14 protein-coding genes, 4 tRNA genes and 1 pseudogene are annotated in these 12,787 nt (G+C 42.5%); 5 read left to right on the top strand and 14 right to left on the bottom strand.

The genetic code is table 11. The features are described from left to right. Positions 1-2 precede the first annotated feature (2 nt). From P4S60_RS14440 to P4S60_RS14455, 4 genes are all read right to left on the bottom strand, one after another. Positions 3-677 carry a PspA/IM30 family protein gene (locus P4S60_RS14440; protein WP_337116400.1) on the bottom strand — a complete coding sequence of 225 codons (675 nt, stop codon included), beginning with the start codon at positions 675-677 and terminating at the stop codon, positions 3-5. A 236-nt stretch (positions 678-913) separates the two neighbouring features. Beyond that, positions 914-1,891, bottom strand: coding sequence for a tRNA dihydrouridine(20/20a) synthase DusA (gene dusA / locus P4S60_RS14445; protein WP_082874018.1), 978 nt, complete (start codon positions 1,889-1,891; stop codon positions 914-916). A 239-nt stretch (positions 1,892-2,130) separates the two neighbouring features. After that, on the bottom strand, positions 2,131-2,613 hold the full coding sequence (locus P4S60_RS14450) for a hypothetical protein (RefSeq protein ID WP_063702743.1): 483 nt from the start codon (positions 2,611-2,613) through the stop codon (positions 2,131-2,133). Positions 2,614-2,711: 98 nt separating this feature from the next. After that, positions 2,712-3,332, bottom strand: coding sequence for a MarC family protein (locus P4S60_RS14455; protein WP_055020798.1), 621 nt, complete (start codon positions 3,330-3,332; stop codon positions 2,712-2,714). A 94-nt stretch (positions 3,333-3,426) separates the two neighbouring features. Between P4S60_RS14455 and P4S60_RS14460 the strand changes: the two genes are divergently transcribed. From P4S60_RS14460 to P4S60_RS14470, 3 genes are all read left to right on the top strand, one after another. Further along, the gene (locus P4S60_RS14460; protein ID WP_054554141.1) at positions 3,427-3,861 is read left to right on the top strand and encodes a transcriptional repressor; all 435 of its coding nucleotides are present in this window, start codon (positions 3,427-3,429) and stop codon (positions 3,859-3,861) included. 73 nt (positions 3,862-3,934) lie between these two features. Continuing rightward, on the top strand, positions 3,935-4,402 hold the full coding sequence (locus tag P4S60_RS14465) for a chemotaxis protein CheX (protein WP_175083479.1): 468 nt from the start codon (positions 3,935-3,937) through the stop codon (positions 4,400-4,402). Then, positions 4,399-4,824, top strand: coding sequence for a secondary thiamine-phosphate synthase enzyme YjbQ (locus P4S60_RS14470; protein ID WP_337116402.1), 426 nt, complete (start codon positions 4,399-4,401; stop codon positions 4,822-4,824). Before P4S60_RS14465 ends, P4S60_RS14470 begins: the two co-directional genes overlap by 4 nt. 63 nt (positions 4,825-4,887) lie before the next feature. On the opposite strand, the gene P4S60_RS14475 is transcribed toward P4S60_RS14470, so the two are convergent. The 5 genes from P4S60_RS14475 to orn form a co-directional block, all read right to left on the bottom strand. Then, a tRNA-Gly gene (locus P4S60_RS14475) sits at positions 4,888-4,963 on the bottom strand. Between the two features lie 85 nt (positions 4,964-5,048). Further along, positions 5,049-5,124, bottom strand: a tRNA-Gly gene (locus P4S60_RS14480). An 85-nt stretch (positions 5,125-5,209) separates the two neighbouring features. Then, positions 5,210-5,285 (bottom strand) — tRNA-Gly (locus P4S60_RS14485). Positions 5,286-5,451: 166 nt separating this feature from the next. Further along, positions 5,452-5,527, bottom strand: a tRNA-Gly gene (locus tag P4S60_RS14490). A gap of 255 nt (positions 5,528-5,782) precedes the next feature. Next, positions 5,783-6,328, bottom strand: a complete 546-nt coding sequence (gene orn, locus P4S60_RS14495; protein WP_337116403.1) for an oligoribonuclease — start codon at positions 6,326-6,328, stop codon at positions 5,783-5,785. 122 nt (positions 6,329-6,450) lie between these two features. On the opposite strand from orn, the gene rsgA reads away from it, so the two are divergent. Further along, positions 6,451-7,509 (top strand): small ribosomal subunit biogenesis GTPase RsgA, encoded by a 1,059-nt coding sequence (gene rsgA / locus P4S60_RS14500; protein ID WP_063702756.1) that lies wholly within the window; start codon positions 6,451-6,453, stop codon positions 7,507-7,509. Positions 7,510-7,527: 18 nt separating this feature from the next. Then, positions 7,528-8,394 carry an archaetidylserine decarboxylase gene (gene asd / locus P4S60_RS14505; protein WP_175083551.1) on the top strand — a complete coding sequence of 289 codons (867 nt, stop codon included), beginning with the start codon at positions 7,528-7,530 and terminating at the stop codon, positions 8,392-8,394. Between the two features lie 74 nt (positions 8,395-8,468). Here the strand turns inward: asd and P4S60_RS14510 are convergent, their stop codons facing one another. The 5 genes and pseudogenes from P4S60_RS14510 to P4S60_RS14530 form a co-directional block, all read right to left on the bottom strand. Further along, on the bottom strand, positions 8,469-9,224 hold the full coding sequence (locus P4S60_RS14510) for a HesA/MoeB/ThiF family protein (RefSeq protein WP_337116405.1): 756 nt from the start codon (positions 9,222-9,224) through the stop codon (positions 8,469-8,471). Position 9,225: 1 nt separating this feature from the next. Beyond that, positions 9,226-10,749, bottom strand: a complete 1,524-nt coding sequence (gene thiE / locus P4S60_RS14515) for a thiamine phosphate synthase (protein WP_337116406.1) — start codon at positions 10,747-10,749, stop codon at positions 9,226-9,228. A gap of 15 nt (positions 10,750-10,764) precedes the next feature. Then, the gene (locus P4S60_RS14520; RefSeq protein ID WP_337116407.1) at positions 10,765-11,547 is read right to left on the bottom strand and encodes a thiazole synthase; all 783 of its coding nucleotides are present in this window, start codon (positions 11,545-11,547) and stop codon (positions 10,765-10,767) included. Position 11,548: 1 nt separating this feature from the next. Continuing rightward, a complete protein-coding gene (gene thiS, locus P4S60_RS14525; protein WP_337116408.1) occupies positions 11,549-11,746 on the bottom strand; it encodes a sulfur carrier protein ThiS in 198 nt (65 codons plus the stop codon). Positions 11,747-11,754: 8 nt separating this feature from the next. Further along, positions 11,755-12,758, bottom strand: a pseudogene (locus tag P4S60_RS14530) (FAD-dependent oxidoreductase). Positions 12,759-12,787: the final 29 nt, after the last annotated feature.

Genomic DNA, 12,787 nt, shown 5'->3' on the forward strand with positions numbered 1-12,787 from the left:
TCCTAAGCCGACTGCTTCATCGTTGCTTTTAAATCAGCAAGCTCTTTATCGATTGCATCATTTTTCTCAAGAGCCGCAATTTGTGCTGCTGTTGAATTTACTGCATCGCTTTGCGTAAGCTCGTACGCTTCAACTTGTGATTCAATGTTTTCAACGCGCTGCTCTAAGTAGTCAAAACGCGCTAATGCATCTGCAACTTTGCTACTATGTAGCTGCTCTTTTACTTTTAAGCGTGCTGTAACAACGCGCTCTTTTTGCATATAAGTCAGCTGTTTAGCTTTTGCATCTGCAAGCTTATTTTGTAAACGCTGACAATCTTCAGTCAATTTTGCAAGTGACTCTGCCACTTTATCCATTTCAGCTTGTTGAGCTTTGATTTCTGTCGTTATGCGCTGCTTTTCAATCAGTGCAGCTTTGGCAAGATCATCACGATCTTTACTGAGTGCTTTTTCTGCTTTCGCTTGCCAGTCAGCTACTTTTGCTTGTTTGGCTGCAATTTCGCGCTTCATTTGCTTTTCTTGCGTTAAAAATGTCGCGGCGGTTGCACGGCATTCAGTCAGTGCATCCTGCATTTCTTGCACGAGTAGATTAAGTAACTTTTCAGGATCTTCAGCTTTATCTAGTGCTGCAGAAAGGTTTGCCTGAATAATGTCATTTACGCGATTTAATACACCCATGTGACTCTCCTGTTGATTATTGGGTTAATACAGCTAGGAGATTCCAATTCTTGTGCCAACTAACAAATAAAATAAATTTATTAATTAAATACAATAAGTTGAATGAATTGAATTAAAATTTTGACTGACTAATGGCTGAATGAGAAATAACTAATTTGACTAAAAAATTAACTTTTTCACCAAATTTTAGGATCAAAAAAAGCCACAAAATGTGGCTTTTTTAATAGGCTTTGTGATTAGGCTTCTGGGACAAAACTCAAGGCTTTATCCATAACAGATAAATCAGCCGTTTTACCATGACCTTTTTCTGAAAGATGGCGTCTAAAACCACGCGCGCCAGGTTGGCCTTGGAAAATCCCCAACATATGGCGAGCAATATGCCAAAAGTTAGCGCCTTTACTCATTTCATCTTCAATATAGTCATACATAGAGCGCACAACCTGATGGCGACTCAGCGTAAAGGCGTCATCACCATAAATGTTTTCGTCGACCTCAGACAAAATAAACGGATTACTATACGCCTCACGACCAATCATAATGCCATCAACATAATCAAGGTGAGCCACGCTATCAGCAATTGTTTTCACGCCACCATTTAAGCTTAGGTGCAGTTGCGGATAATCTTTTTTCAACTGATAAACACGCGGGTAATCAAGTGGTGGGATCTCACGATTTTCTTTCGGGCTTAAGCCATTTAACCACGCTTTACGCGCATGGATTATAAAGTCATCACAACCAACATCATGACTCGCTTCAATTAAAGCACATAAAAACTCATACGAGTCTTGCTCATCAATCCCAATGCGCGTTTTAACTGTAACAGGAATAGTCACTTCGGCCTTCATTGCAGCAACGCAGTCAGCAACCAGTTTAGGTTCTGCCATTAAACAAGCACCAAAGCGGCCATTTTGCACGCGATCAGACGGACAGCCGACATTTAAATTTACTTCATGATAGCCACGCTCTGCTGCTAATTTTGCACACTTAGCTAACGCTTCAGGATCTGAGCCACCAAGTTGCAATGCCACAGGGCCTTCATGCTCATTAAAGTGTAGGTAATCGCCTTTACCAAATAAAATAGCGCCGGTTGTCACCATCTCAGTGTACAGCACAGCATGCTTAGTCATTTTACGGTGAAAGGTTCGACAGTGACGATCAGTCCAATCTAACATGGGTGCCACTGAAAAACGGCGGTTTAATGTCGTCGTGCTCATAACATGGCCCCTTTAAAGATCAATGCGTTTACTTGCAACTTAAATTACCTAATACGATTAACGCTAATCAATAGCGCTGACACATCAAAAGTTAGCTATGTGTCGGAATGAAAAATTGGGCTTATTATACCACCGAAGCACGCTCACGGCATGGCTTAATCGAAGATCAAATGATGAAAAGAGGTGAAGAAGTGTACTGCAAACTCACTTCTGCAATTGATACGCTAAAAGTGAAAAGACTAAATTTTCACTTCATTCAATAAATTTTCTAGATTTTGTCCTGTGAGTTCAAAAATAATTATTTCTAATTCTTTGAAATCCTTATCTTTTAAGTTAACTAATTTAGCACCTACTGCTATGCGGGCAACTTCTTCTACTGGGTCAATTTCAACAATTTCGACCGATACATGAGTGTCGTGATCTTTGGATTGCACATAATATTCACTAAAGAATGTCGCGTCAGCTCTCACATTAGGGTTACTGTCAGACACTGATTGTAATAACGTGCCCTTTTTAAGATCGCTTTTACGAATTGAAAAACTGTATTCAGCAACATGGCCTCGACCAATAATTAATGTTACGGCACTCTCACCGTTTATTTTAAACTCATGGTCTGTGACTTCAATCACGCGAAGTTTACCGGTATCTTCCGGTGGTGGCTCCGTACAAGCACCCAAACTAAAAATCAGAAATACTGATATAACTACATTTTTGATTAGCATTCTTTGTTCCTTAAATTTTATATTGCCTTCTTTAAAGTTAGATAAAAGAAGGCAATTATTCAAAGTTTAAATCACTGAAAATGCACTTTAAATTAAAACTAGCCGACAACACTCAAACCAAAGTAGTGAGCGATACCGCCTAAAATATTAGTCACCGCCACTGACGATAAAATTAAGCCCATCACCCGACTAATAATACTCGCGCCACTATCACCAATTAACTTATGAACATGCGTGGCAAGCAGTAATAAAACCAGTACGATGACTAATACAGAAAGCATAATTGATGAGGTTATAAGCTGCTCATACCAAGTGTATTCAGTATTTCGGGTCATTAATACCGCACCAAGCATGGCGCCTGGGCTGGCAATAGAAGGAATTGCCAAAGGGAAAATAGCGGTTTCGGTGCTATCTCGAACACTTTTGATCTCTGTTTCTGGTTTACTTTCACCGAAGATCATCGACAAAGCAAACAGTAATAAAACGATACCTCCGGCAATCTGAAATGCCGAAAGTGGAATATTGATCGCGTTTAAAAGTAACTCGCCCGCAACAACAAAAAATAATAGCACCAGTGCCGAAACGCCAACCGCTTTTAATGCAACTTTGCGCTTAAATTTGGCGTCATCCCAGCGTGTAACAGCAATAAAAACAGGCACGGTCCCGATAGGATCAATGACGGCAAAAAAGAAAATGAATGCAGCTAGCAATTCACTCATTAAGAAAACTCCCTGAAAACGTGTTAGCGAATAAAAACACTGCAACTACAATACAGTATGTTAGTATATCACGGTAGCGTAAGGATAAGAGAAGATGAATATAGAATCACTCGTCAGTAAAGCAAAACAAGTATGCGATAATCGTGGTGCACGTTTCACACCTATCCGTGAAAAAGTATTCCGCCTATTAGCTAGCGCGCAAGGTGGTGTGGGTGCTTATGACCTATTAGAACAACTCAAATTAACTGAGTCAGGCGCAAAACCAGCAACCATTTATCGAGCGCTCGATTTCTTATCGGAACTTGGCTTTATTCATAAAATTGAAAGCACCAACTCATTTATGTTGTGCCATCATTTTGATCACATTCACCCTGTACAGTTATTAATTTGTGATAGCTGTGGTTATGTAAAAGAATTACATTCAACAGTAATTTCTCATGAACTTAATAACTTAGCGGCAGAAAGTGGATTTATTGTCTCAGGACAAACAATCGAAGCGCACGGTAAATGCGAAAAATGCAAAGAATAAGTGCGGTGTTTGAAACAACCACTACACTTAAAGTATGATTAACGGCATTTTGAAACCTAAGGGAAAATAAATAATGAATGTGGAGTTCATCAACCCTTTTTTATCATCATTATTAAATGTCTTGAGCACTATGGCTCAAACAGAATTAAAGCCGGGCAAACCTAGTTTAAAGAAAGACGAACTAGCCCGTGGCGATGTATCAGGTTTGATTGGTATGGTTGGCCCACAAACTAAAGGTTCACTTTCAATCACCTTTGATGAAAATCTAGCTCTGACCATTATGGAAAGAATGCTAGGTGAACGTCCTGATGCGGTGAACGAAGAAGTAACCGACATGGTAGGTGAAATTACTAACATGGTAACAGGTGGCGCTAAAAACCTACTTGGCGAAAAAGGCTATGAGTTTGATATGGCAACGCCAGTTGTAGTGTCTGGTAAAGGACATACAATCGCTCATAAATGTGAAGGTGCTAAGGTGTTAATTCCATTCACGTCTGCTGATGGTAACGCCAATATTGAAGTTAGCTTTGATAAACTATGAGCTGGCAGCAAAAAACCATTCAATTAAAGCCTCGCTCACGAGGCTTTCACATCATTGATGACGAGCTACTTCGTCAACTTCCTGAAATAACACAATACAGAGTCGGCTTATTACACCTGTTTATTCAACATACTTCTGCAAGCTTAACTATTAACGAAAATGCAGATCCTACAGTAAGAATGGATATGGAAAGTCACTTCAATCATTTTGTCCCAGAGCGACAGAGTTATTACCGCCATGATTATGAAGGTGATGACGACATGCCAGCCCACATAAAAAGTAGTATATTAGGTGCTGAGCTCACCATTCCAATTAACCAAGGCCGTTTAATGCTAGGTACTTGGCAGGGTATCTATTTAGGTGAACACCGAGATCATGGTGGTTCAAGACGTATTGTCGCGACGATTCAAGGCCAGATCTAAAACCAGCTGTAAGCAAAACTTGGCTTTATATTTAAGAAAGTGTTTTGGGGTTTATTTAGAGATTGGAGCGGCACACGAGGCTCGAACTCGTGACCTCAACCTTGGCAAGGTTGCGCTCTACCAACTGAGCTAGTGCCGCACAATAAGTTACTAGTTTTAAGTTACAAGCTTCAAGTTAGTTACTTTCCCCTCGAAACTTAAGCCAATTTCTTTTGGTTAGAAATTGGAGCGGCACACGAGGCTCGAACTCGTGACCTCAACCTTGGCAAGGTTGCGCTCTACCAACTGAGCTAGTGCCGCACAATAAGTTACTAGTTTTAAGTTACAAGCTTCAAGTTAGTTACTTTCCCCTCGAAACTTAAGCCAATTTCTTTTGGTGAGAAATTGGAGCGGCACACGAGGCTCGAACTCGTGACCTCAACCTTGGCAAGGTTGCGCTCTACCAACTGAGCTAGTGCCGCTTTAAAGTAGTCAGTAATTTGTCCGTTGGCGCACAACCTGAAGGTTGCGGTAAAACGTTCTGGCAACTGAGCTAGTGCCGCACAATAAGTTACTAGTTTTAAGTTACAAGCTTCAAGTTAGTTACTTTCCCCTTGAAACTTAAGCCAATTTCTTTTGGTGAGAAATTGGAGCGGCACACGAGGCTCGAACTCGTGACCTCAACCTTGGCAAGGTTGCGCTCTACCAACTGAGCTAGTGCCGCTTTAAAGTAGTCAGTAATTTGTCCGTTGGCGCACAACCTGAAGGTTGCGGTGAAACGTTCTGGCAACTGAGCTAGTGCCGCTTTAAAGTAGTCAGTAATTTGTCCGCTGGCGCACAACCTGAAGGTTGCGGTGAAACGTTCTGGCAACTGAGCTAGTGCCGCATTCAATTACTTAGAGACATACCAACCCCGCGGGGGTTAACGTCTTAAGCGGGGCAGGATTCTACAATAATCCGATGTGTTTGCAAATGTTTTTTACAAATTAAAGAATTTTTCTTGGTAAACCTTTAATTCCATGATCGAATCTTTGATATCGTCGAGGGCTAGATGTGAACCTTTTTTGTTCACTTGCGCTAATACGTCAGGTTTCCAACGACGCGCAAGTTCTTTAACTGTACTCACATCAAGGTTACGGTAGTGAAAGTAGTCTTCCAATTCAGGCATGTACTTATTCATAAAACGGCGGTCTTGGCCGATAGAATTACCACACATAGGTGAAACACCCGCTGGCACCCATTGCTTTAGAAATGACAATGTTTGATCAATAGCATCTTGTTCCGTGAAAGTGCTTGCTTTACAGCGAGCTGTTAAACCAGATTGACCGTGCTGAGTTGTACACCACTCGTCCATGCCATCAAGCAATTCATCACTTTGATGAATAGCAATAACAGGGCCTTCAGCCAAGATGTTTAAATCACTGTCGGTGACAACAGTTGCAATTTCGAGTATTTTATCTGTTGCTGGTTCGAGGCCAGTCATTTCCAGGTCGAGCCAGATAAGATTTGATTTATGAAAAGACATAGTTACCTTAGCGGTGCTTTCCTTTAGATCCAACGCATTTAGATATATCATATTAGTATCATCAGTCGACCTAAAGCTTTTTTTTCAAAAAGCCCGACATTTACTCAAGTTATAGGCCAAAAGTGGCAAAACAAAAGAAATTAAGTAAAGGCCAATCGCGTCGAATTAAGGCCAATCATCAAAAACGCCTCTCTAATGCAGACAAAAAGCAAGAGAAAGGGGCAACTGTGCAATGGCAAAATGACAATTTAGGCCCTGCCGAAAATGCGGTTGTGATCAGTCGATTTGGCCAACACGCCGATATCGAAACTGAATCAGGCGAAGTACTGCGATGTAATATACGTAGAACCGTATCGAGCCTTGTGTGTGGTGATGAAGTTATTTTTCGCCGAGCAAAAGTTAGCGAGGGCGACTTAGCTGGCGTTATTGAAGCAACCCATGAACGTCGCTCACAATTAACGCGCCCTGATTTTTATGACGGGGTAAAAGTCGTCGCTGCCAATATCGACCAAATTTTAATGGTTTCTGCGGTATTGCCTGAGTTTACACCAAACATTATCGACCGCTATTTAGTTGCCTGTGAAGACATGGGTATTGAGCCTATTTTAGTGCTTAACAAAATAGATTTAATTGACGATGAAGGCCTTGCTTTTATTGATGAAATTCTCGATATCTATCGTGAGCTAGGTTATCAAGTACTGTTAGTCAGTAATAAAACCGGTCAAGGCATTGATGAGCTTAAACAAAAACTGGTTGGTAAAAACAGCATTTTTGTTGGTCAAAGTGGTGTGGGTAAATCAACCTTAGTAAACACTGTACTGCCGGATGCAGACATCCTAACCCAAGAAGTCTCTGAGAACAGCGGTCTTGGTCAACACACAACAACCGTATCGCGATTACACCATTTACCAAGTGGTGGTAACCTAATCGACTCACCGGGAATTCGTGAGTTTGGCTTATGGCATTTAGAGGTTGAGCGCGTTACATGGTGCTTTAAAGAGTTCCGTGATTTTATTGGTGGTTGTCGTTTTCGCGATTGTAAGCATTTAAACGATCCTGGCTGTATAATTCGCCAAGCTGTTGATGATGGTGAAATTTCAGAACTTCGCTTTGACAGTTACCACCGAATTTTAGAAACTATGGCCGACGGCCGTGCTGGTGCACGCGCTCCTCGCGTATAACTATTTAGGAAATAACAAGTGAGTTTAGATAAATTCAAAATTGCTATGCAATATGCCATGCCAAAACATTTCATTTCGCGCATGGTTGGCAAGTTAGCAGCAGCAAAAGCGGGTGGCTTAACAACGGCCTTGATTAAATTGTTTATCAAACAATACAAAATTGATATGAGTGAGGCTAAATACCCAGATCCAGCTCATTACAAAACTTTTAATGAGTTTTTCACTCGCCCATTAAAAGAAGGTATTCGTCCACTTGCTGAAGAAAGCGACATTATCGCTCACCCAGTTGATGGTGCAATTAGCCAATTAGGCGATGTAGTCGACGGTCAAATCATCCAAGCAAAAGGCCATGACTACAGCTTACAAGCACTCCTTGGTGGCAAAGAAGAAGACACAGCGCCGTTTTTAGGCGGTAAGTTTGCAACGATTTATTTAGCGCCTAAAGATTATCACCGTATTCACATGCCTGTTGATGGCACGCTGAGCAAAATGATCTACGTACCGGGTGATTTATTTTCGGTAAACCCGTTAACAGCGCAAAATGTGCCTAACCTATTTGCTCGTAACGAGCGTGTTGTGGCTATCTTTGAAACTGAAATTGGCCCGTTAGCCATGGTACTTGTCGGTGCGACAATTGTTGCTAGCATCGAGACTATTTGGGCAGGCACAGTAACGCCACCAGCAGGTAAAGATGTATTTAGTTGGAATTACCCAACCACAGGTGACAACGCGATTACCCTTAAGAAGGGTGAAGAAATGGGTCGCTTTAAGTTAGGCTCTACCGTTATTTTAGCCTGGGGTGCAAATCAAGCTGAGTTCTTGTCAGATCAACACCCAGAAACAGTGACGCGCATGGGCACACCATTTGCGAAAATTAACGACTAATAAGTTCAATTAAGCACAATTAAGCAAACCACTTGAGCAATAGTGGTTTGCTTAAAATTCATTATAAACCGCGCCTACACCCCACGATTACACTCTGAGCATTCACTATCTTTTTGAATATTAAAGCGCTGCTGCATTAATGTTAGCCCATCAAATTGAATAAACTCGCTGCCCGTTTTATGGCCAAGCAATATATTGATAGCCAATAAACTTTGCATGCTTCCCATAACACCCAGTAACGGGCTCAATACCCCAGCATTGTCACAATTAAGCGCTGTTTGTTCATCAGTTTGTGGGAATATACAGCCATAGCAAGGGCTCTGTTTATCACGAAAATCAAAACTCATCACCTGCCCCTGTGTTGCAATAGCAGCAGCTGATACAAGTGGGATAGATTTAGCTAAACAATAGCGATTAACCAAATAGCGGGTAGCAAAGTTATCACTGCAATCAAGGATGATGTCAGCACCTTCAAGTAACTCAGCACAGTTACTTTCATCAAGCTTTTGGCATAGGGGCTTAACCGTAATTTGATTATTTAAACTGCTTAACACCTTGGCTGCCGCCTGTGTTTTTGCCTGCCCCATGTGGTTCACTTTATACAGTATTTGTCGCTGTAGGTTTGAAAGCTCAACTTTATCGTCGTCAATCAAAGTGAGTGTTCCGATACCCGCTGCCGCTAAATAAAAAAGAGCTGGAGAGCCAAGCCCACCCGCTCCGACAACCACAATATGTGCAGACTTTAACTTTTGCTGCCCCGCAAGCCCTACCTCTTTTAATAGTAAATGGCGGCTATAACGAATTTGCTCTTTGTCGCTTAACGCGCTCATATTAAGACTGACCTTCGACCAGCAGTTTTAACTTGGCAATGGCTGCTTGGTAGTCTTCAGCTTCGGTAATCGCACGCACTACGGCAACACTGCCAACACCTGTGCTCGCAACTTGCTCAGCACGAGATAAATCAATTCCACCAATCGCGACCGTTGGATAATCAGCCATTAACGGCACAAATTTTTCGAGCTTTTCTAAGCCCTGAATTTGCCCTGTCATGTCTTTAGTGGTGGTTGGGTAAATAGCACCAAACGCCATATAACTTGGTCTGTAATTATGTACACGCAGCATCTCATAAAAGCCATGAGTCGAAACACCTAAGCGTAACCCTGCCTCTTTTATGGCAATTAAATTAGCGGTTTGTAAGTCTTCTTGCCCTAAATGCACACCATAAGCGCCGTGCTTAATCGCCAATTGCCAATAATCATTGATATACACCTGCGCATCGTACTTTTGCCCCAGCATAACCGCACTTGCAATCGACTCATCAAGTGCTGCATCGTCTGCATTTTTCATTCTTAATTGAACTGTTTTAACCCCTTCGGCTAAACACTTCTCTAACCAATCAACCGTATCTACAACGGCATATAGCCCAAGCTGTTTAGAGTCGCACTCGGCAAAACCTGCTGCCATGGTAAAATCAACCGGGCAATCAAAGTCGAGCTCATCACCTAGCCAACTTCCCGCCTCGATGACTTGTGGATAATCTGCTAGATTTGTTGGAAAGCAAGTGTGCGCAACTGGGCCAATCCCTTCACCATAACGAACGGCTGCTTTTAATCCTTGGTTGATATAGGCTTTCGCTAAAATAAAGGCATCTTTGAGTGGATACTGTTTGGCTAAACACGCAGCAATCACAGAAGCCATACTACACCCTGTGCCATGACTATGCGGAGTTTGAATTTTTTCGTTGCCAAGCCAATATGCCTGCTCACCTTGCACGCAGTAATCAATGCAGTAGCCACTTGGGTAATCCCAATGACCCCCTTTGATGATCACCGCTTTTGCACCATAGCCTGTTAACTTCTCGGCGGCTTCTTTCACTGCGCTTGGGCCAATCAGGTAAACACCAGTTAATAACTGCGTTTCGTGGGTGTTCGGTGTTACAACATCGACTAATGGCAATAAACACTCTTTTATAGCACTAACAGTATCTTCTTCTGTTAATAAATCACCACTTGAGGCAATGGCAACCGGATCATAAACAACCAAAGGCGGCTCTGCCCAAGTTGCTTTGTAATGTTTTAAATGCTCACTAATAAGCTGTATTTGCTGCACATTGGCAAGCATGCCAATTTTAATCACACTGGCAGGCATATCACTGGCTAAGGCTAATAGTTGCGACTCAATCACTTCTGTTGATATCGGGTTAAGTGCTTCTACACCTAGACTATTTTGTGCCGTTAAAGCAGTAATAACTGTGCAGCCATGTACGTTAAAACTTTGCATTGCTTTGATATCGGTTTGAATTCCTGCACCGCCGCCCGAATCTGAGCCAGCTATGGTCCATACAACCTGATTCATGTTATTCCTCACATTTTATTCTTGATGCCAAAATGGCATACCGAGCGTCGGCGTTGATGGGCTTGCTACGTCTTTTTCTGGCATCGCTTTAGCCAAATAGCTATATCGCCCCGCTTCAACAGCACTTTTAAACGCTTTACTCATCGTTACTGGACAACCTGCACCTGCAATTGCCGAATTTAATAATACGGCATCATACCCTAATTCAAGCGCTTGGCAGGCATGAGATGGTAAACCTAAGCCCGCATCAACAATTAACGTATGGTTTGGCAAGCGCTCACGGATCATTTTTAAGTTATAAGGATTCAGCAAGCCTTTACCCGTGCCAATCGGTGCGCCCCAAGGCATTAGTACTTCGCAGCCTAAATCAGCGAGGCGCTGACACAGCACTAAATCATCTGTGCAATAAGGTAAAACTTTAAAGCCATCGGCCAATAAAATTTTAGTGGCTTCAAGCAATGCGATTGGATCGGGCTGTAAATTATATTCATCACCAATCAACTCTAACTTGATCCAATCAGTGGCAAACACTTCGCGGCACATTTGTGCCAAGGTCACTGCTTCTTTCACGCTATGGCAACCCGCCGTATTTGGCAGCACCTTTAACCCGGTGTTTTTTATCAATTGCCAAAAATCATCACCCGCAGCAGCGCTTTGCTGACGTCTCAATGAAACGGTGACAATTTCAGCCTGTGAGGCCACTATCGACTCTGTCATAACACGCGGCGAAGGGTACAGTGCTGAGCCAATCAGTAAACGACTCGTAAACTGCTCACCATAAACCGAAAAACTATCCATATTAGCCTCCTTGAATTGGCGACAATAACTCAAGGCTGTCGCCTTCGTTAAGGGTTTTAGCATCGCATTGACTGCGCGGTACAAAGTCACCATTAACGGCAACGGCAAATGGCGGTCTTGCACCAAACTGGCTCAACGCCTGAGTCAGCGATGTATTGTCGTTCACTGTAACTGACTGACCATTAATTAAAATATTCATTTTTATCCTTAAGCAATTAAGCTCACTGCGTCATCAACCACCTGAGGCGCGAGTAGATAGCCATGACGGTACAAGCCATTAATACTGATCACTCGACCTTGCTTAGTGACTTTTGGGCGGTTGTCTGCAAACGCTGGACGAAGCCCCGATTGTAAACTTTCGATACGCCCTTCAGCAAAGCCGCTATGCACCGTATAAGCAGCAGACAATAGCTCCAGTGCCGAGCGCACGGTGACTTTACCTCGGTCTTGCGATTCGATTTCGGTCGCACCAATCACAAATTGATGGTTTGGCTTAGGAGCAATATAAATTGGGTAACGCGGATGCATCAGTCGTATCGGTCTGGTTAGGTTCACCTCTGGTGCATATAAACGCGCTACTTCCCCTCTTACTCCGCGGAGTAAAGGTTCAGTCTGTTTTGCACCTAAGCCGCGGCAATCAAATACATAATCAAAGCTTTGGCCATTCACTTGATGAGCGTTCAATTCAACTTTACAGTCAAAGTTAAATTGCACTCCTTGCAAGGTAAGTTTTTTAAAACTAGCGCTATAAAATGCTTGGTTATCGAGTTGCCCTTCACAAGGTAAATACAGACCTTGATGGAACCGCCCAGCTAGCTCTGGCTCAAGGTCAGCGATTTGAGTACCAACCAATGTCTGAGCCTGAAAATTTTCAAGCGGTTTTAAGCGGCTCACAAAACTTTGTAAATCGCCCTTATCTTGCTGATGAGCAACCACTAAACTGCCTGTTTGTTGAAAATACACAGCGTCATCGAGCTCACTTAAAATTTGCTGCCAACGAATGATGCTATTAAGCCCTTGTAGGGCTAAATCCTGTTCACACAAGACTGATTCTGCAAGGGGGCTAACATCGCTGCAGCAACGCTACCGGCACTGTTGCTAGCATGTTCATCATCTTGCTCAAACACACTTAGCTGGTGCTCTTTAGCAAGTGCTAATGCAGTTAAACGGCCAGTTAAACCAAAACCCAGTATCGCTATCTTTAAAGACATAAACTTTCTAAGCACTAAGCTCTAGGCCC

The organism is Pseudoalteromonas sp. Hal040, assembly GCF_037162425.1.
GTDB lineage: Bacteria > Pseudomonadota > Gammaproteobacteria > Enterobacterales > Alteromonadaceae > Pseudoalteromonas > Pseudoalteromonas gelatinilytica.

What these genes read in the sequence shown, in the direction of transcription:
- P4S60_RS14440 (WP_337116400.1), bottom strand. Translation starts at nt 677, where the DNA reads ATGGGTGTATTAAATCGCGTAAATGACATTATTCAGGCAAACCTTTCT.
- dusA (WP_082874018.1), bottom strand. Translation starts at nt 1,891, where the DNA reads ATGAGCACGACGACATTAAACCGCCGTTTTTCAGTGGCACCCATGTTA.
- P4S60_RS14450 (WP_063702743.1), bottom strand. Translation starts at nt 2,613, where the DNA reads ATGCTAATCAAAAATGTAGTTATATCAGTATTTCTGATTTTTAGTTTG.
- P4S60_RS14455 (WP_055020798.1), bottom strand. Translation starts at nt 3,332, where the DNA reads ATGAGTGAATTGCTAGCTGCATTCATTTTCTTTTTTGCCGTCATTGAT.
- P4S60_RS14460 (WP_054554141.1), top strand. Translation starts at nt 3,427, where the DNA reads ATGAATATAGAATCACTCGTCAGTAAAGCAAAACAAGTATGCGATAAT.
- P4S60_RS14465 (WP_175083479.1), top strand. Translation starts at nt 3,935, where the DNA reads ATGAATGTGGAGTTCATCAACCCTTTTTTATCATCATTATTAAATGTC.
- P4S60_RS14470 (WP_337116402.1), top strand. Translation starts at nt 4,399, where the DNA reads ATGAGCTGGCAGCAAAAAACCATTCAATTAAAGCCTCGCTCACGAGGC.
- orn (WP_337116403.1), bottom strand. Translation starts at nt 6,328, where the DNA reads ATGTCTTTTCATAAATCAAATCTTATCTGGCTCGACCTGGAAATGACT.
- P4S60_RS14510 (WP_337116405.1), bottom strand. Translation starts at nt 9,224, where the DNA reads ATGAGCGCGTTAAGCGACAAAGAGCAAATTCGTTATAGCCGCCATTTA.
- thiE (WP_337116406.1), bottom strand. Translation starts at nt 10,749, where the DNA reads ATGAATCAGGTTGTATGGACCATAGCTGGCTCAGATTCGGGCGGCGGT.
- P4S60_RS14520 (WP_337116407.1), bottom strand. Translation starts at nt 11,547, where the DNA reads ATGGATAGTTTTTCGGTTTATGGTGAGCAGTTTACGAGTCGTTTACTG.
- thiS (WP_337116408.1), bottom strand. Translation starts at nt 11,746, where the DNA reads ATGAATATTTTAATTAATGGTCAGTCAGTTACAGTGAACGACAATACA.